Origin of the sequence: Streptomyces sp. NPDC059455 (assembly GCF_042750115.1) — a bacterium.
Classification (GTDB): domain Bacteria; phylum Actinomycetota; class Actinomycetes; order Streptomycetales; family Streptomycetaceae; genus Streptomyces; species Streptomyces endocoffeicus.
In genome coordinates, this window is record NZ_JBHYVB010000163.1 from 11,416 (window position 1) to 27,210 (window position 15,795).

General features: G+C 71.8%; 15 protein-coding genes. 8 read left to right on the plus strand and 7 right to left on the minus strand.

Features of this window, described 5'->3' with window-relative positions:
- Window positions 1–118 precede the first annotated feature (118 nt).
- The 4 genes from ACFXB5_RS39475 to ACFXB5_RS39490 all read right to left on the minus strand — a co-directional run bounded on the left by ACFXB5_RS39475 (window position 119) and on the right by ACFXB5_RS39490 (window position 5,204).
- Window positions 119–2,500: a Tex family protein gene (locus ACFXB5_RS39475; RefSeq protein WP_385217748.1), complete on the minus strand. Its 2,382-nt coding sequence runs from the start codon at window positions 2,498–2,500 to the stop codon at window positions 119–121.
- Between the two features lie 141 nt (window positions 2,501–2,641).
- Window positions 2,642–2,782, minus strand: coding sequence for an LPFR motif small protein (locus ACFXB5_RS39480; protein WP_157857073.1), 141 nt, complete (start codon window positions 2,780–2,782; stop codon window positions 2,642–2,644).
- A gap of 587 nt (window positions 2,783–3,369) precedes the next feature.
- The gene (locus tag ACFXB5_RS39485) at window positions 3,370–4,233 is read right to left on the minus strand and encodes a hypothetical protein (protein ID WP_385217751.1); all 864 of its coding nucleotides are present in this window, start codon (window positions 4,231–4,233) and stop codon (window positions 3,370–3,372) included.
- Window positions 4,234–4,445: 212 nt separating this feature from the next.
- Window positions 4,446–5,204, minus strand: coding sequence for an enoyl-CoA hydratase/isomerase family protein (locus tag ACFXB5_RS39490; protein ID WP_385217754.1), 759 nt, complete (start codon window positions 5,202–5,204; stop codon window positions 4,446–4,448).
- 290 nt (window positions 5,205–5,494) lie between these two features.
- Here ACFXB5_RS39490 and ACFXB5_RS39495 point away from each other — a divergent pair, with 290 nt between their 5' ends.
- Complete coding sequence (locus ACFXB5_RS39495) at window positions 5,495–6,001, plus strand: ATP-binding protein (RefSeq protein ID WP_385217757.1); 507 nt, start codon at window positions 5,495–5,497, stop codon at window positions 5,999–6,001.
- On the opposite strand, the gene idi is transcribed toward ACFXB5_RS39495, so the two are convergent.
- The 3 genes from idi to galE all read right to left on the minus strand — a co-directional run bounded on the left by idi (window position 5,976) and on the right by galE (window position 8,684).
- Window positions 5,976–6,587: an isopentenyl-diphosphate Delta-isomerase gene (idi, locus tag ACFXB5_RS39500; protein WP_385217760.1), complete on the minus strand. Its 612-nt coding sequence runs from the start codon at window positions 6,585–6,587 to the stop codon at window positions 5,976–5,978. The two genes, ACFXB5_RS39495 and idi, sit on opposite strands and share 26 nt — an antisense overlap.
- Before the next feature lie 64 nt (window positions 6,588–6,651).
- Window positions 6,652–7,575 carry a cation diffusion facilitator family transporter gene (locus ACFXB5_RS39505; RefSeq protein WP_385217763.1) on the minus strand — a complete coding sequence of 308 codons (924 nt, stop codon included), beginning with the start codon at window positions 7,573–7,575 and terminating at the stop codon, window positions 6,652–6,654.
- A 122-nt stretch (window positions 7,576–7,697) separates the two neighbouring features.
- Window positions 7,698–8,684, minus strand: coding sequence for a UDP-glucose 4-epimerase GalE (gene galE, locus ACFXB5_RS39510; protein WP_385217766.1), 987 nt, complete (start codon window positions 8,682–8,684; stop codon window positions 7,698–7,700).
- 269 nt (window positions 8,685–8,953) lie between these two features.
- Between galE and ACFXB5_RS39515 the strand changes: the two genes are divergently transcribed.
- From ACFXB5_RS39515 to ACFXB5_RS39545, 7 genes are all read left to right on the plus strand, one after another.
- A complete protein-coding gene (locus ACFXB5_RS39515; RefSeq protein WP_385217782.1) occupies window positions 8,954–10,927 on the plus strand; it encodes a DUF5941 domain-containing protein in 1,974 nt (657 codons plus the stop codon).
- A complete protein-coding gene (locus tag ACFXB5_RS39520) occupies window positions 10,924–11,661 on the plus strand; it encodes a sugar phosphate nucleotidyltransferase (RefSeq protein ID WP_044568744.1) in 738 nt (245 codons plus the stop codon). The genes ACFXB5_RS39515 and ACFXB5_RS39520 overlap by 4 nt, the downstream gene beginning before the upstream one ends.
- On the plus strand, window positions 11,649–12,722 hold the full coding sequence (locus tag ACFXB5_RS39525) for an iron-containing alcohol dehydrogenase family protein (RefSeq protein WP_020867256.1): 1,074 nt from the start codon (window positions 11,649–11,651) through the stop codon (window positions 12,720–12,722). Before ACFXB5_RS39520 ends, ACFXB5_RS39525 begins: the two co-directional genes overlap by 13 nt.
- Window positions 12,688–13,479, plus strand: coding sequence for a CDP-alcohol phosphatidyltransferase family protein (locus tag ACFXB5_RS39530; RefSeq protein ID WP_385217770.1), 792 nt, complete (start codon window positions 12,688–12,690; stop codon window positions 13,477–13,479). Before ACFXB5_RS39525 ends, ACFXB5_RS39530 begins: the two co-directional genes overlap by 35 nt.
- A gap of 11 nt (window positions 13,480–13,490) precedes the next feature.
- Window positions 13,491–14,363 (plus strand): glycosyltransferase family 2 protein, encoded by an 873-nt coding sequence (locus tag ACFXB5_RS39535; protein ID WP_385217785.1) that lies wholly within the window; start codon window positions 13,491–13,493, stop codon window positions 14,361–14,363.
- A 79-nt stretch (window positions 14,364–14,442) separates the two neighbouring features.
- On the plus strand, window positions 14,443–15,378 hold the full coding sequence (locus ACFXB5_RS39540; RefSeq protein WP_385217773.1) for an ABC transporter permease: 936 nt from the start codon (window positions 14,443–14,445) through the stop codon (window positions 15,376–15,378).
- On the plus strand, window positions 15,371–15,795 hold a 425-nt coding region (locus tag ACFXB5_RS39545), incomplete at its 3' end, for an ATP-binding cassette domain-containing protein (RefSeq protein WP_385217776.1). The genes ACFXB5_RS39540 and ACFXB5_RS39545, both read left to right, overlap by 8 nt.

The following is a 15,795-nucleotide window of genomic DNA, read 5'->3' on the forward strand; positions in this document are numbered from 1 at the left end:
CCGCCGCGCCGCGCCCCCGGGGGGGCCCCCCCGGGGTGGGGGGGCCGGGGGGGGGCGCCCCCGCGGGGGGGGGCCGGGGGGCCCCCCCCCCCGCGGCCAGGGCGCGCCCGGCCCCGGGCTACCGCTTCTTGGGGTCGAGCAGGCCCGCCCTCCGCAGGGCGTCCGCCATCGCGCCGTTCGCCGGCGCCGCGTCGCGGCCGCCGCCGCGCTGGCCGCCGCCGCGGGAGGAGCCGCGGCTGCCGCCCTGGCGCTGCTGTGGCGCGCCGCGCTTCGGGCCGCGCTCGCCCCGTTCGCCGCGTTCGCGACCGCCGCCGGACGGGGCGCCCGCCTCGTCGTCGAGCCGGAGCGTCAGCGAGATCCGCTTGCGCGGGATGTCGACGTCCAGGACCTTCACCCGGACGATGTCACCGGGCTTGACCACGTCCCGCGGGTCCTTGACGAACGTCTTGGACATCGCGGAGACGTGTACCAGACCGTCCTGGTGCACACCGACGTCCACGAACGCGCCGAACGCCGCCACATTCGTGACGACGCCCTCCAGGATCATCCCGGCCGACAGGTCGCCGATCTTCTCGACGCCCTCTTTGAAGGTCGCCGTCTTGAAGGCGGGACGCGGGTCCCGGCCCGGCTTCTCCAGCTCCTTGAGGATGTCGGTGACGGTCGGCAGACCGAAGGCCTCGTCCACGAACTCGTTCGGCCGCAGGCCGCGCAGCACCGAGGTGTTACCGATGAGGGTGGTCACGTCGCCGCCCGCCGTGGTGGCCATCCGCCGCACCACCGGATACGCCTCGGGGTGCACGCTCGATCCGTCCAGCGGGTCGTCGCCGCCGCGGATGCGCAGGAAGCCCGCGCATTGCTCATACGCCTTGGGGCCGAGCCGGGCCACGTCCTTGAGTGCCTTACGGTTGCGGAACGGGCCGTTGGAGTCGCGGTGGGAGACGATGTTCTCCGCGAGGCCGGTGCCGATGCCCGAGACCCGGCTGAGCAGCGGGGCGGAGGCCGTGTTGACGTCCACCCCGACACCGTTCACACAGTCCTCGACGACCGCGTCGAGCGAGCGGGAGAGCTTCACCTCGGACAGGTCGTGCTGGTACTGGCCGACGCCGATCGACTTGGGATCGATCTTGACCAGCTCGGCCAGCGGGTCCTGGAGCCGACGCGCGATGGAGACGGCGCCGCGCAGCGAGACATCGAGCTCCGGCAGCTCCTGCGAGGCGAAGGCGGAGGCCGAGTACACGGAGGCGCCCGCCTCCGACACCATCACCTTGGTGAGGTTCAGCTCGGGGTGCTTGCCGCACAGGTCGCCCGCCAGCTTGTCGGTCTCGCGGGACGCCGTGCCGTTGCCGATCGCGATGAGCTCCACCTTATGCTCACGCGCCAGCCGGGCCAGCTTGTCCAGGGCCTCGTCCCACTGGTTGCGGGGGACGTGCGGGTAGATCGTGTCCGTGGCCGCCACCTTGCCGGTCGCGTCGACCACGGCCACCTTCACGCCCGTACGGAAGCCGGGGTCGAGGCCCATCGTGGCGCGCGTCCCGGCCGGGGCGGCGAGCAGCAGGTCGCGGAGGTTGGCGGCGAAGACCCGGACGGCCTCGTCCTCGGCGGCCTGCCGCAGCCGCAGCCGCAGATCGATGCCGAGGTGGACCAGGACGCGGGTGCGCCAGGCCCAGCGCACCGTGTCGGCCAGCCACTTGTCGGCGGGGCGGCCGCGGTCCGCGATGCCGAAGCGGTGGGCGATGGAGCGCTCGTAGGAGGTGGGGCCGGTCTCCTCGGAGGGCTCCTCCGGCTCCAGGCTGAGGTCGAGGACCTCCTCCTTCTCACCGCGGAACATCGCCAGCACCCGGTGCGACGGGAGCTCGGTGAACGGCTCGGCGAAGTCGAAGTAGTCGGCGAACTTGGCGCCCGCCTCCTCCTTGCCCTCACGCACCTTGGTGGCCACCCGGCCGCGCTCCCACATGCGCTCACGCAGCTCGCCGATCAGGTCGGCGTCCTCGCTGAACCGCTCGGTGAGGATGGCCCGCGCGCCCTCCAGGGCGGCGGCGGCGTCCGCGACGCCCTTCTCGGCGTCCACGAAGGCCGCCGCGGCGGCCGTGGGCTCCACGGTCGGGTCGCCCAGCAGCCCCTCGGCGAGCGGCTCGAGCCCGGCCTCGCGGGCGATCTGCGCCTTCGTGCGCCGCTTGGGCTTGTAGGGGAGGTAGATGTCCTCCAGCCGGGCCTTGGAGTCCGCGGCGAGGATCTGCGCCTCCAGGGACTCGTCCAGCTTGCCCTGCGAGCGGATCGACTCGAGGATCGCGGTGCGCCGCTCCTCCAGCTCCCGCAAATAGCGCAGCCGCTCCTCCAGGGAGCGCAGCTGCGCATCGTCGAGCATCTCCGTCGCTTCCTTGCGGTAGCGCGCGATGAACGGCACGGTAGAGCCGCCGTCGAGCAGCTCGACGGCGGCTTTGACCTGCCGTTCCCGTACGCCGAGTTCCTCGGCGATCCTGCCTTCGATGGACGTCGTCACGATCACGCTCCGCTTTCGGTCTGCACTGCTCCTGCATTGTGGCAGGTGGCACTGACGAAGCGGTCGCGGCCGACGCTTTCGGCGGGCCGGGAGGCCCGGGTACGGGGCCGGGCGGACACCGGTATCAGCTGGAAACGGTCATCACACCCGCCTGCGGCGCGGCCCGCTCGCCGCGTCGGAGGCCCCGCCGAAGAGACGGGCCACAGCGCGGAAGGGAAGCGTCACCACGGTCGCGATGGCGGCACCGATGGCACGGAGCACGTCGGCGATGGCGCGGAACACGGGATACCTCCTGTCGGTCGGTGGCGGCTCGGCGGCGGCCGCCGGGCACCGTTCGCTACGCGGCGCACGGGCTGTTGCCGGCGTACGCGGCGCGCGGTGTGGGCGCCCGGTTGTCAGACGGCCGATCGCGCACAACAAGCGGGTATCCCGATGTGCCCCTGCCAAACGCAACCCACGGCGGGGCCCCCGCCGATGCCGGGCCGACAACGTCCGGACGTTTGCGCCGGGCCCCTGCCGGGCCTACGCCGGGGTGCCCGAGGGCGTGCCGAACCGGTGGGGCCACGTCCGGGGCGCAGCCCCCGTGCGGGGTCTGGGGCGCAGCCTCACCACGCGGCGGAGCCGCATATCGATGCCGCGGGAAGGGGCGGGAAGGGAAGCTGCCCGCAGGTGAAGGTGCGTCGCGACCGCGCTGCGGTCGCCCCGCGCCGGGCGTCGTCCCCGGCCGCCGAGCCCCGCCGGCGGGCGTCGTCGGCCCCGGCCGCCGTACTGCGGGCATGCGTCCGGGGCCGAGCCTCCCGCGAGGCTCGGCCCGGACGTGCGGCCCGGGCGGCGCGGACCCAGTGGGGCGGTGGCCCAGGGACCGGCCGTCAGTTCTTGCCGCGGAGGTCGGCCGGGAAGGCGCCGTTGTCGCGGGCGGTCGTGGAGAGGGCGGTGGCGAGCTCGGTGAGCCGGGACACGCCCTCGGCGCCGAGGTGCTCGTACGGTGCCGCGTCCAGGCGGTCGGTCTCGGCCTCCAGGTCCTGGCGCAGCCGCTCACCGGCCTCCGTCAGCTCGTTGTCGGCGGTGAGCAGGCCGCGGTCGCGCAGCCGCCGGCGGCCCGCCTCCCACTCGTCTGCGCTGTAGCCGCGCGTGCGCAGGATCCACTTGGTGGACATGCCCTGACCGGTCGCGGTGTGGGAGGCCAGCGCCTCGACCGCGTCCAGCCCGGCGCCGACCAGGGTCATCAGATGGGCGTCGCCGCGGTGTTCGCGCAGCAGCGTGGCGGCGTGCCACAGCGCCAGGTGCGGGGCGTCCGGGACGGGCAGGTCGGCGTGGGCGGCGTACAGCGGGCGCGCCAGGCGCGAGCAGGCCTCCGTGGCGCGCAGGGCCAGTTCCGCGGCCTCGGCCAGCTCCTTGGAGGCGATGACCTCCTCGCCCAGCACCCGCCGCAGTACCGAGTCGGCGGCCCGCAGCCGGGCCTCCAGGGCGACCTCGGGGGAGACCACGTCCCACGCGGCCGGAATGTGGCGGGCGACCAGATCGTGGCTGAAGTTGAAGAAGGTCGCGGTGACGGTGCCCGCGCTCACCCGTCCCAGGGGTGCCGCACGGCCGACGAAGTACGCGGCCGCGCCGTCCTTCAGCCCCAGCTCGGCGAGTTCCTCGCCGAAGTCGGGGGAGAAGTAGATGGCGGAGTGGAGGGGGTTGACGACGCTGTAACAGCGACGCGCGGCAAGCTCGGGAAGTGTGGTCATGGGCGCACGCTACCGACTGGTAGTCACCCCCGGTAGCCCGGGTCTCACCAGCCCCCATCGGTCCCGCCGGATCCGGCCACTCCTCGGCCGCCGTGACGTCCTTACGGATTCCATCGACCCGTCCGGTTCGGCCGGTTCGGCCACACCCCGGCCGCCGTGGCGCCCTTACGGATCGCATGAACCCCGCCCGGCCCGGCCGCGTCCCGCCGCGGTCATTCGGCCGGTGGGGTCCAGCGGAATCGCGGCGGGCGGCGCTCGAAGAAGGCCGCGATGCCCTCGGCGGCCTCCTTGCTTTCCCCCGCCTGCTCCTGCCAGTACGCGACCCTGTCCGGCTCGACGGGCCCGGCCGCGAACTCCTTGACCGCGGCCTGCGTGAGCTGCGACCGGGAGACCAGCGCCCGCGTGAACTCCGCCACCCGCTTGTCGAGTCCGCCGGCCGGCAGCACCTCGTCCACCAGACCGGTGCGCAGCGCCCGCTCGGTGTCGATCAGCTCGCCCGAGAACAGCAGGAACTTGGCGGTGGCCGGTCCCACCAGCTCGACCAGCCGGCGGGTCGAGCTGGGGGCGTAGACGATCCCCAGCTTGGCCGGGGTGATCCCGAACTGGGCGCCCTCCTCGGCGAACCGCAGATCGCAGGCGGCCGCGAGCTGGCAGCCGCCGCCCACGCAGTAGCCGCGCACCGCGGCCAGGGTCGGCTTGGGGAAGGCGGCCAGCGCCTCCTCGGCGGGCAGCGCGAACCCGGCGGTCTCCTCGTACGTGGCGCTCAGCGAGCCGATGTCGGCGCCCGCGCAGAAGGTGTCGCCGTCGCCGGTGAGCACCAGCGCCCGTACGGCGGGGTCGGCGGCGAGCCGGGCCAGCAGCGGGGGCAGCGCTCGCCACATCCCGGGGGTCATCGCGTTGCGCTTGGCGGGGTGGCGGATGACGACGGTCGCTATGCCGTCGGCGACCTCGTGCTCCAGAGAGGGCTCCATGTGGCGGATCGTATCCGGGCCGCTCGGCGGCCGCTCCGACGGCCTCCGGGCCGGGACCCGACTGGGGCCCGGCCGTTCGAGCCGGTCACGGCTGAGTCAAGGCTCGTCCTCCACAGAGTCAATGCATGGAATCCATGCGAGCAGGAACAGTCGAGCGCGTGACCCTGGCATACGCCAACGATCAAAAACGCTCGATAAGCGTCAAGTTGTGCGTAGTCCATCGGTCAGTACCAGAGCTTCCCAACACTCGATACGAGTGGTCGGGCCGCGGCGAGGGGTGGGTATCGCACATGGAGATCGTCGGGAGAGTCCCCTCCGAAGCGGGACACGCCCCGCCCGCGCCCTCGCCCCCGGTCGGCTACGAGGGGACCTGGCGGTTCACCGCACCGGCCCTGGACACCTCCGTGCCACAGGCCCGGCACGCGGTGCGCGAGCTGCTGGTCCATCAGCGGGTGCCGGTGAACGACGAACTGGTGGAGAGTCTGCTCCTGATCGTCTCCGAGCTGGTCACCAACGCGGTGCGGCACGCCGCGCTGCTCTCCCCCGAGATCGCCGTCGAGGTCTCGCTGAGCCAGGACTGGGTCCGGATCGCCGTCGAGGACAACCATCCCTACCGGCCCGTCGCGCTGATGGCGGACCAGGGCGGGACCGGTGGGCGGGGACTGCTGCTGGTGACGGCGATCACGGGGGAGGCGGGCGGGGTCTACGACGTGGACCACACGACGAGCGGCGGCAAGGTGGTCTGGGCCGCCCTTCCGCTGCCCGGCGCCGCTACCAGCCCGCCGCCGTCCCGGTGAGCTCACGGACCGCCGGGCGGGCCGCGTCCAGCACGGTCATGAACCACGCCGAGAACGGCCCCTTGTCGCGCAGCTGCTCCAGCTCGTCGGGGGTGACGAAGGCGATCTCGCCGATCTCCTCGGGGTCCGGGCGCGGCGCCGCCCGCACCAGCCCCGCGAAGAGGTGGTTGTACTCCTGCTCCACCAGGCCCGAGGCCGGGTCCGGGTGGTTGTAGCGGACCGTGCCCGCCTCCCGCAGCAGCGCGGGCGCCATGCCCAGCTCCTCGGCGGTGCGCCGGGCGGCGGCCACGAACGGCGGCTCACCGGGGTAGGGGTGGCCGCAGCAGGTGTTGGACCAGACCCCGGGGGAGTGGTACTTGCCCAGCGCACGGCGCTGCAGCAGCAGCCGACCCGCGTCGTCGAAGAGGAAGACGGAGAACGCCCGGTGCAGCTTGCCGGGTGCGAGATGTGCGGAGAGCTTCTCCGCGGTGCCGATCGTCGTACCGTCCTCATCGACCAGCTCGAGCATGATCGGCTCTGCGGAACCGCTCGGCGCGGCGGTCTCGGCGGTCTCGGCGGAGCCGCCGTTGGCAGGTGTGATCGGCATGACCATCCTCTAGTTCCGACTCGTGAACGTCCAAAGTCTGCCGCACATGTGCCCCTGGTCCGTGTCAGTGGCACAGCTTGGCTTCGTGATCAGCATGCCCACCCGGTTCCAGCTGGAACGTGCAGTGCCCGACGTCGAAGTGCTCCCCGAGACATCCTTGGAGGGCGTGCAGCATCCGCTCATGGCCCATCGCGTCCAGGGCCCCCGGAGCGACCACCACATGCGCGGAGAGCACCGGCATCCCCGAGGTGATGGTCCAGATATGGAGGTCGTGCAGCCCCTCGACCCCGGGCAGGCCGAGGATGTGGGCGCGTACGGCCGCCATGTCGACATTCCGCGGCGCCGCCTCCAGCAGCACGTTCAGCGTCTCGCGCAGCAGCTTGTACGTCCGCGGGACGATCATGAGGCCGATCACGAGGGAGGCGATGGGATCGGCCGTCTGCCAGCCGGTCGCGAGGATGATCCCGGCGGACACCAGCACCGCGACCGAGCCCAGCGCGTCCGCCGCGACCTCCAGGAAGGCGCCCCGGACGTTCAGGCTGGTGCGCTGGCCGCCCCGGAGCAGGGCCAGCGACACCAGGTTCGCGGCCAGGCCGACGGCGCCGAAGACGACCGTCAGCCCGCCCGAGGTGGCGGTCGGGGTGACCAACCGCAGTACCGCCTCATAGAGGATGTAGCCGCCGACGCCGAACAGCAGCAGACAGTTGGCCAGGGCCGCCAGGATCTCGGCGCGGGCGTAGCCGTAGGTGCGGTGCGGGCTCGGGGGACGGCCCGCGAAGTGGATCGCCAGCAGCGCCATCGCGAGCCCGAGCGCGTCCGTCGCCATATGGCCGGCGTCCGCGAGCAGGGCGAGGGAGCCGGCCAGCAGACCGCCGATGATCTCCACGGCCATCACCGTGAGGGTGATGGCCAGGGCGATCCGCAGCCGCCACCGGTGGGCGGCGCCCGCGGTGGGCCGGCCGCGGGCGTGGTCATGACCTGCGCCCATATGCGTAGGGGCCTCCTCCCGGCGCCGCGGTCCCTTGACTCACCAGTGAACTACGGGTCCGGGGCGGGGCCGGGTCAGCCGCGCCGGTGCCCGGCGAGCGGCGAGCGGTGCGCCGTGCCCGGTCAGCCGCGCCGGGCCTCGGGGTGGTGGAGGCACCAGCCCTCCCAGGCCGACTCCACCATCGCGCGCACATCGTGCCGGGCGCTCCAGCCCAGCTCCTTGGCGATCAGTTCGGTGGATCCGACGACCCGGGCCGGATCACCCGCCCGGCGCGGCCCCACCACGGGGGCGAGCTCCGGGCGGCCGGTGATCTCGCCGATCAGATCGGACATCTCCCGCACCGAGACCCCCCGGCCGGTGCCGATGTTCACCGTGAGATCGCCCGGCTCCGGCTGCGTGGCCAGCCGACGGGCCACGGCCAGATGGGCGGAGGCCAGATCCTCGACATGGATGTAGTCGCGGACACAGGTGCCGTCGGGGGTGTCGTAGTCATCACCGAAGATCCGCGGCGGCTCTCCCGCGGTGATCCGCTCGAACATCATCGGGATGATGTTGAACACTCCGGTGTCGGCCAGCTCGGGGCGCGTGGCACCCGCCACATTGAAGTAGCGCAGACAGGCCGTGGAGAGGGAGTGGGCCGCGCCCGCCGCTCTGACCAGCCATTCTCCGGCCAGCTTGGTCTCTCCGTACGGATTGATCGGCAGACACGGGGTGTCCTCGGTGACGAGTTCCACATCGGGCATGCCGTACACGGCGGCGGAGGAGGAGAAGAGGAAGCGGCTGACACCGGCCGCGACCGCGGCCTCCAGCAGCACCGTGAGCCCGTGCACATTCTCGCGGTAGTAGCGGAGCGGCTGCTCCACGGACTCCCCGACCTGCTTCTTCGCCGCGAGATGCACCACACCGGTGACCCCCAGCTCGGCGAAGGTGCGGTCCAGCAGCTCACGGTCCAGGGTGGACCCGCACACCAGCGGCACATCCTCGGGCAGCCGCGCCCGGACGCCGCTGGTCAGGTCGTCGAGCACGGCCACGGACTCGCCCGCCTCGGCCATGGCCCGCACGACATGCGACCCGATATATCCGGCACCACCTGTGATCAGCCATGTCATGCCCCGCACCCTATCCATGGCGGGGCGATCGCCGTTTGTGGAGGACAGCCGCCATCCACCATGATGATCGGCGGCGCGCGGAAGTGGTCGTTCCCCCGATCGTGTGGTGAATGTGCGGTGAACGGCGGCTTCCATCGATCCGATAGCCTCTGCCGGACGTGCCGCCAGCTCCACGGGGCCAGGGCGTGCGATGCCCATGGCCCGGAGGGCCCCAGGCCAGTGCCATCAGCGGCGCGGCCACCATGTCAGCTGCCAAGGAGTGAGTTCGTCTGTCGACCGCGATTCTCACCGGTGCGCCGGTCGCCGGCTCGTCCCTCGAGGGCGACCTGCGGTCGCTGGGCTTCGCCGTGCGTACGGCGACCGACGCCGCCGAGGTCACGGCGGAGCTCGCCGCCGTCCCGGCGCATGAGCGGGTGGCCCTCGTGGACCCCCGCTTCATCGGCCATGTCCATGCCCTGCGGCTGGCCCTCACCGACCCCCGCTTCCCCGCCGCCACGGTGCGCGGTGCGCTCAGCGTCCAGGCCGAGGCCCGTACGGCCCTGGCCCGCGCCGTGACGGCTACGGCCGCCACGGCGCGGACCTCCGGGAGCGAAGGCGGGACGCCCACCGCCGCCCCCGCTCAGACCCTCGGCTCCGCCGCCGCGCCCGGCGGGGCCGCCCACGTGGCCTCGCCGGACCGTGCCGCCGGCGGCCTCGCCGCACCGTCGCGGTCCGTGGCCCCCGCCGAGGTGGCGGCCATGCACGGCGCCGCCGACGCCTACTCCCGTGTGGACGACCTCGCCGCCGCTCTCGACGCCGAAGGCGTCCCCGTGCACCGGCCCGAGCTCGGGGTGCTCGTGGCCGCCGTGCCCGTGGACGCCGCCGCGCGGGCCGCGGCGCGGGGCGCCGTGGACGCGGTGGACGACGAGCGGGTGCGGCTGCGGGCGGCCGTGAAGTCGCGGGACGGCTTCTTCACGACCTTCTGCATCAGCCCGTACTCCCGCTACCTCGCCCGCTGGTGCGCCCGGCGCGGGCTGACCCCCAATCAGGTCACCACCGCCTCCCTCCTCACCGCGCTCATCGCCGCGGCCTGCGCCGCCACCGGCACCCGGCCCGGGTTCGTCTCGGCCGGTGTGCTGCTGATCGCCTCGTTCGTGCTCGACTGCACCGACGGGCAGTTGGCCCGCTACTCGCTCCAGTACTCCACGCTCGGCGCCTGGCTGGACGCCACGTTCGACCGGGCCAAGGAGTACGCCTACTACGCGGGCCTCGCGCTCGGCGCCGCCCGCGCCGACGGCGATGACGTCTGGGCGCTCGCGCTCGGCGCGATGGTGCTGCAGACCTGCCGTCATGTCGTGGACTTCGCCTTCAACGAGGCCAACCACGACGCCACCGGCAACACCAGTCCCACCGCCGCCCTCTCCGGCCGCCTCGACAGCGTCGGCTGGACGGTCTGGGTGCGCCGCATGATCGTGCTGCCGATCGGTGAGCGCTGGGCGATGATCGCCGTGCTGACGGCGTTCACCACGCCCCGTATCACCTTCTACGCACTGCTCATCGGCTGTGCGCTGGCCGCCTGCTACACCACCGCGGGCCGGGTGCTGCGCTCGCTGACCCGCCGGGCCGAGCGCACGGACCGGGCCGCCCGCGCCCTCGCCGAGCTGGCCGACTCCGGCCCGCTGGCCGAGCTGGTCGCCAAGGCCGCCCCCCGCGGGATGAGTTCGTACCTCGCCCCGCTGTCGGCCGCCCTCGGCACGGCGGCCGTCCTGGCCGGCACCGCGGCCGCCGGTTTCGGCTCCTGGGTGCCCGTCGGCTGTGCCGTGCTCTACGCGGTCCTCGCGGGCGTCGCCGTCGCCGCGCCCCTCCAGGGCCCCCTCGACTGGCTGGTGCCGCCGCTCTTCCGCGCGGCCGAATACGGCACCATCCTGATCCTGGCGGCTTGCTCGGAGGTGAACGGCGCATTGCCGGCGGCTTTCGGGCTCGTTGCGGCAGTCGCCTACCATCACTACGACACGGTGTACCGCATCCGTGGCGGCACGGGAGCGCCCCCGCACCGGCTGGTGCGGGCGATCGGCGGGCACGAGGGGCGGACGGTGGCGGTCACGGCCGCCGCTGCCCTGCTGCACCACCAGAACCAAGGTTTCACCATCGCGTTGACCGCTTTGGCGGCGGTCCTCGCGCTGGCGGTGCTCATCGAGAGCATCCGCTTCTGGGTGTCCTCAGGAGCACCCGCTGTACACGACGAATCAGGAGAACCCGCATGATCGGCCTCGTGCTCGCGGCCGGCGCCGGACGGCGTCTGCGCCCCTACACCGACACGCTTCCCAAGGCTCTGGTGCCCGTGGACGGTGAGACCACCGTCCTCGACCTGACCCTCGGCAACTTCGCGGAGGTCGGTCTGACCGAGGTCGCCATTGTCGTCGGCTACCGCAAGGAGGCCGTGTACGAGCGCAAGGAGGCACTGGAGCAGCGTTACGGCGTCAAGCTCACGCTCATCGACAACGACAAGGCCGAGGAGTGGAACAACGCCTACTCCCTCTGGTGCGCCCGTGACGCGATCCAGCACACCGTGATCCTCGCCAACGGCGACACCGTGCACCCGGTCTCCGTCGAGAAGACCCTGCTGGCCGCGCGCGGCAACGGCCAGAAGATCATCCTCGCTCTGGACACGGTCAAGCAGCTCGCCGACGAGGAGATGAAGGTCGTCGCCGACCCCGACAAGGGCGTCCAGAAGATCACCAAGCTGATGGACCCGGCCGAGGCGACCGGTGAGTACATCGGCGTCACCCTCATCGAGGGCGAGGCCGCCGCGGAGCTCGCGGACGCGCTGAAGACCACCTTCGAGCGCGACCCCGACCTCTACTACGAGGACGGCTACCAGGAGCTGGTCAACCGCGGCTTCAAGGTCGACGTGGCCCCCATCGGCGACATCAAGTGGGTCGAGATCGACAACCACGACGATCTGGCGAAGGGCCGTGAAATCGCGTGCCAGTACTGACGAGGCTCATCCCCTCGCCGCTCGTCGTCGACATCCGCGCGGGCGCCCTGGACGATCTCGCGGGGGTCCTCGCCGACCAGCGGATCTCCTCCTCCGGCAAGCTGGCCATCGCCATCAGCGGCGGCTCCGGCGCCCTGCTGCGCGAGCGGCTGGCGCCGGCGCTGCCGGGCGCGAGCTGGTACGAGGTCGACGGCGGCACCCTGGACGACGCGATCAAGCTCGCCGACCGCATGAAGTCGGGGCACTACGACGCGGTCGTGGGGCTGGGCGGCGGAAAGATCATCGACTGTGCGAAGTTCGCCGCGGCGCGCATCGGCCTCCCGCTGGTCGCCGTCGCCACCAACCTCTCGCACGACGGTCTGTGCTCCCCGGTGGCGACCCTCGACAACGACGCGGGCCGCGGCTCGTACGGGGTGCCCAACCCGATCGCCGTGGTCATCGACCTCGATGTGATCCGGGAGGCGCCGGTCCGCTTCGTCCGCTCCGGTATCGGCGACGCCCTGTCCAACATCTCCGCGGTCGCTGACTGGGAGCTGTCCAACCGGGAGACCGGCGAGCAGATCGACGGCCTCGCGGCCGCGATGGCGCGCCAGGCCGGTGAGGCCGTGCTGCGCCACCCCGGCGGGGTCGGCGATGACGGCTTCCTCCAGGTGCTGGCCGAGGGGCTGGTGCTCACCGGCATCTCGATGTCGGTCGCGGGGGACTCCCGCCCGGCCTCCGGTGCCTGCCACGAGATCAACCACGCCTTCGACCTCCTCTTCCCCAAGCGCGCCGCCAGCCACGGCGAGCAGTGCGGCCTGGCCGCCGCCTTCGCGATGCGGCTGCGCGGGGCGCATGAGGAGTCGGAGCACATGGCCGAGGTGCTGCACCGGCACGGGCTGCCGGTGCTGCCCGAGGAGATCGGCTTCACGGTGGACGAGTTCGTCCAGGTCGTGGAGTTCGCTCCGAAGACGCGGCCCGGCCGCTACACGATCCTCGAGCACCTCGACCTCTCATCCGACGCGATCAGGGACGCATACGCCGACTATGCCAAAGCAGTCAGTCAAGCCATCAGTGGCTGAACTCCGCCCGGTCGTCCACCCCGCGGGGGTGAAGGACCGGCGGAGCGGTGAGCACTGGGCCGGGCGCCTCTACATGCGCGAGATCTCGCTGCGCATCGACCGGCACCTGGTGAACACGCGGGTCACGCCCAACCAGCTGACGTATCTGATGACCGTCTTCGGCGCCCTTTCGGCCCCGGCCCTGCTGGTGCCGGGGATCGCGGGCGCCGTGCTCGGGGTGCTGATGGTCCAGCTCTACCTGCTGCTGGACTGCGTCGACGGCGAGATAGCCCGCTGGAAGAAGCAGTTCTCGCTGGGCGGTGTGTATCTGGACCGGGTCGGCGCCTATCTGTGCGACGCCGCGGTGCTCGTCGGCTTCGGTCTGCGCGCCGCCGACCTGTGGGGCTCCGGGCGGATCGACTGGCTGTGGGCGTTCCTCGGCACCCTCGCCGCGCTCGGTGCCATCCTGATCAAGGCCGAGACCGACCTCGTCGGGGTCGCCCGGCACCAGGGCGGTCTGCCGCCGGTCAAGGAGGCGGCCGCCGAGCCGCGCTCGTCCGGTGTGGCGCTGGCCCGCAGGGCGGCCGCGGCGCTGAAGTTCCACCGGCTGGTCCTCGGGGTCGAGGCGTCGCTGCTGATCCTCGTGGTGGCGATCGTGGACCAGGTGCGCGGCGACCTGTTCTTCACCCGGCTGGGCGTTGCCGTACTGGCCGGTATCGCCCTGCTGCAAACCCTGCTTCACCTCGTGTCCATCCTCGCGTCGAGCAGGCTCAAGTGAGCATGAGCGCGATGAGGCTCGGGGCGGTCGTCCTGACGATGGGCAATCGCCCCGAGGAGCTGCGCGCACTCCTCGACTCGGTCGCCAAGCAGGACGGCGACCCGGTCGAGGTGGTCGTCGTGGGCAACGGCTCACCGCTGCCCACGCTCCCCGAGGGTGTCCGGACCATCGAGCTGCCCGAGAACGTGGGCATTCCGGCGGGCCGCAACGTGGGCATCGAGGCGTTCGGACCCGGCGGGTCGGACGTCGATGTGTTGCTGTTCCTCGACGACGACGGGCTGCTGCCGGGCACCGACACCGCCGAGCTGTGCCGCCAGGCGTTCGCCGCCGATCCGAAGCTGGGCATCGTCTCGTTCCGCATCGCCGACCCGGACACCGGCGTCACCCAGCGTCGCCATGTGCCCCGGCTGCGCGCCTCCGACCCCCTGCGGTCCTCCCGGGTGACCACCTTCCTGGGCGGTGCCAACGCGGTGCGCACCACGGTGTTCCAGCAGGTCGGAGGGTTGCCGGACGACTTCTTCTACGCCCATGAGGAGACCGATCTGGCCTGGCGGGCGCTGGACGCCGGATGGATGATCGATTACCGGTCGGACATGGTGCTGCACCACCCGACCACCGCCCCGAGCAGGCACGCGGTCTACCACCGCATGGTGGCGCGCAACCGGGTCTGGCTGGCCCGGCGTAACCTTCCTGCGCTGCTCGTTCCCGTGTATCTGGGCGTCTGGCTGCTGCTCACACTGGCCAGGCGTCCATCGAAAACCGCACTTCGGGCCTGGTTCGGAGGGTTCCGCGAAGGCTGGAAGACACCGTGCGGTCCACGTCGGCCCATGAAGTGGCGTACGGTATGGCGCCTGACCCGACTGGGCCGACCTCCTGTCATCTGACAAGCTCGTAACGAAGAGCATCGGGCGCGACCCGGGGCGCGGCCCCGCTCAGCGCACCCTGAAGACGAAAGTGTCAACTGTGAGCGAGACTACGCACGACGGTGCGGTAGCCGTGAGTGGCCCGCCATCAGCCGACGACGGACTGTCCCCGGCCGAGCTGGCGCGGAAGTACGAGCTGTCGGTGAGCGGCGCCCGGGTGGGCCTCGGCGAGTACATCCGCCAGATGTGGGGTCGGCGTCACTTCATCGTGGCCTTCTCGTCGGCCAAGCTCACTGCCCAGTACAGCCAGGCCAAGCTGGGTCAGGTGTGGCAGGTGGCGACCCCGCTGCTCAACGCGGCGGTGTACTTCTTCATCTTCGGCATGCTGCTGAAGAGCAGCCGCGGTATGGCGAACGACATGTACATTCCGTTCCTGGTGACGGGTGTGTTCGTCTTCACCTTCACCCAGGCGTCCGCCATGGCGGGCGTACGGGCGATCTCAGGGAACCTCGGACTGGTGCGGGCCCTGCACTTCCCTCGTGCCTCGCTCCCCATCTCCTTCGCGCTCCAGCAGCTCCAGCAGTTGCTGTTCTCGATGATCGTGCTGGTCATCGTGTTGCTGGGCTTCGGTCACTTCCCGTCCTTCGCCTGGCTGCTGATCGTTCCCACGCTGGCGCTCCAGTTCGTCTTCAACACCGGGCTTTCGCTGATCATGGCCCGGCTGGGAGCCAAGACCCCGGACCTCGCGCAACTCCTGCCCTTCATCCTCCGTACCTGGATGTACGCGTCCGGCGTGATGTTTCCGCTGGCCCGTACGCTCGAACACGCGGGGGCGAGTAAGTGGATCGCGGACGCCATGCTGGGGAATCCGGCGGCGGTCTACATGGACCTGATGCGGTACGCGCTGATCGACGACTACACCGGGGCCAACCTGCCGCCGCATGTGTGGGCGCTGGCCGTGGGCTGGGCGGTCCTCTTCGGTGCCGGGGGATTCGTGTACTTCTGGAAGGCAGAGGAGCAGTACGGCCGTGGCTGAGCAAACCCTCGACAAAGGTGCCCAGGCGGAGCGGGCCGAGCAGGCCGGGCAGGCGGTTTCCGCGCCGGGACGGGTGCCCACCGTCATCGCCGACGACGTCCACATCGTCTACCGGGTCAACGGCGGTCCCAAGGGGAAGGGCAGTGCCACCGCGGCCCTCAGCCGTCTGCTGGGGCGGAAGAGCGCCCCGGGTATGCGTGAGGTGCACGCGGTGCGCGGGGTCACCTTCGTGGCGTACAAGGGTGAGTCGATCGGTCTGATCGGGTCCAATGGGTCGGGTAAGTCGACGCTGCTCAAGGCCGTCGCGGGGCTGCTGCCCACTGAGCGCGGCAAGGTCTACACCAACGGCCAGCCGTCGTTGCTGGGGGTGAACGCGGCGCTGATGAACGACCTGACCGGTGAGCGGAACGTGATCCT

Excerpts from the sequence above, each read along its gene's own strand:
- ACFXB5_RS39490 (WP_385217754.1), bottom strand. The coding sequence starts at position 5,204 with ATGGAGCCCTCTCTGGAGCACGAGGTCGCCGACGGCATAGCGACCGTC.
- ACFXB5_RS39530 (WP_385217770.1), top strand. The coding sequence starts at position 12,688 with ATGCCAAAGCAGTCAGTCAAGCCATCAGTGGCTGAACTCCGCCCGGTC.
- ACFXB5_RS39505 (WP_385217763.1), bottom strand. The coding sequence starts at position 7,575 with ATGGGCGCAGGTCATGACCACGCCCGCGGCCGGCCCACCGCGGGCGCC.
- ACFXB5_RS39520 (WP_044568744.1), top strand. The coding sequence starts at position 10,924 with ATGATCGGCCTCGTGCTCGCGGCCGGCGCCGGACGGCGTCTGCGCCCC.
- ACFXB5_RS39495 (WP_385217757.1), top strand. The coding sequence starts at position 5,495 with ATGGAGATCGTCGGGAGAGTCCCCTCCGAAGCGGGACACGCCCCGCCC.
- galE (WP_385217766.1), bottom strand. The coding sequence starts at position 8,684 with ATGACATGGCTGATCACAGGTGGTGCCGGATATATCGGGTCGCATGTC.
- ACFXB5_RS39535 (WP_385217785.1), top strand. The coding sequence starts at position 13,491 with ATGAGGCTCGGGGCGGTCGTCCTGACGATGGGCAATCGCCCCGAGGAG.
- ACFXB5_RS39485 (WP_385217751.1), bottom strand. The coding sequence starts at position 4,233 with ATGACCACACTTCCCGAGCTTGCCGCGCGTCGCTGTTACAGCGTCGTC.
- idi (WP_385217760.1), bottom strand. The coding sequence starts at position 6,587 with ATGCCGATCACACCTGCCAACGGCGGCTCCGCCGAGACCGCCGAGACC.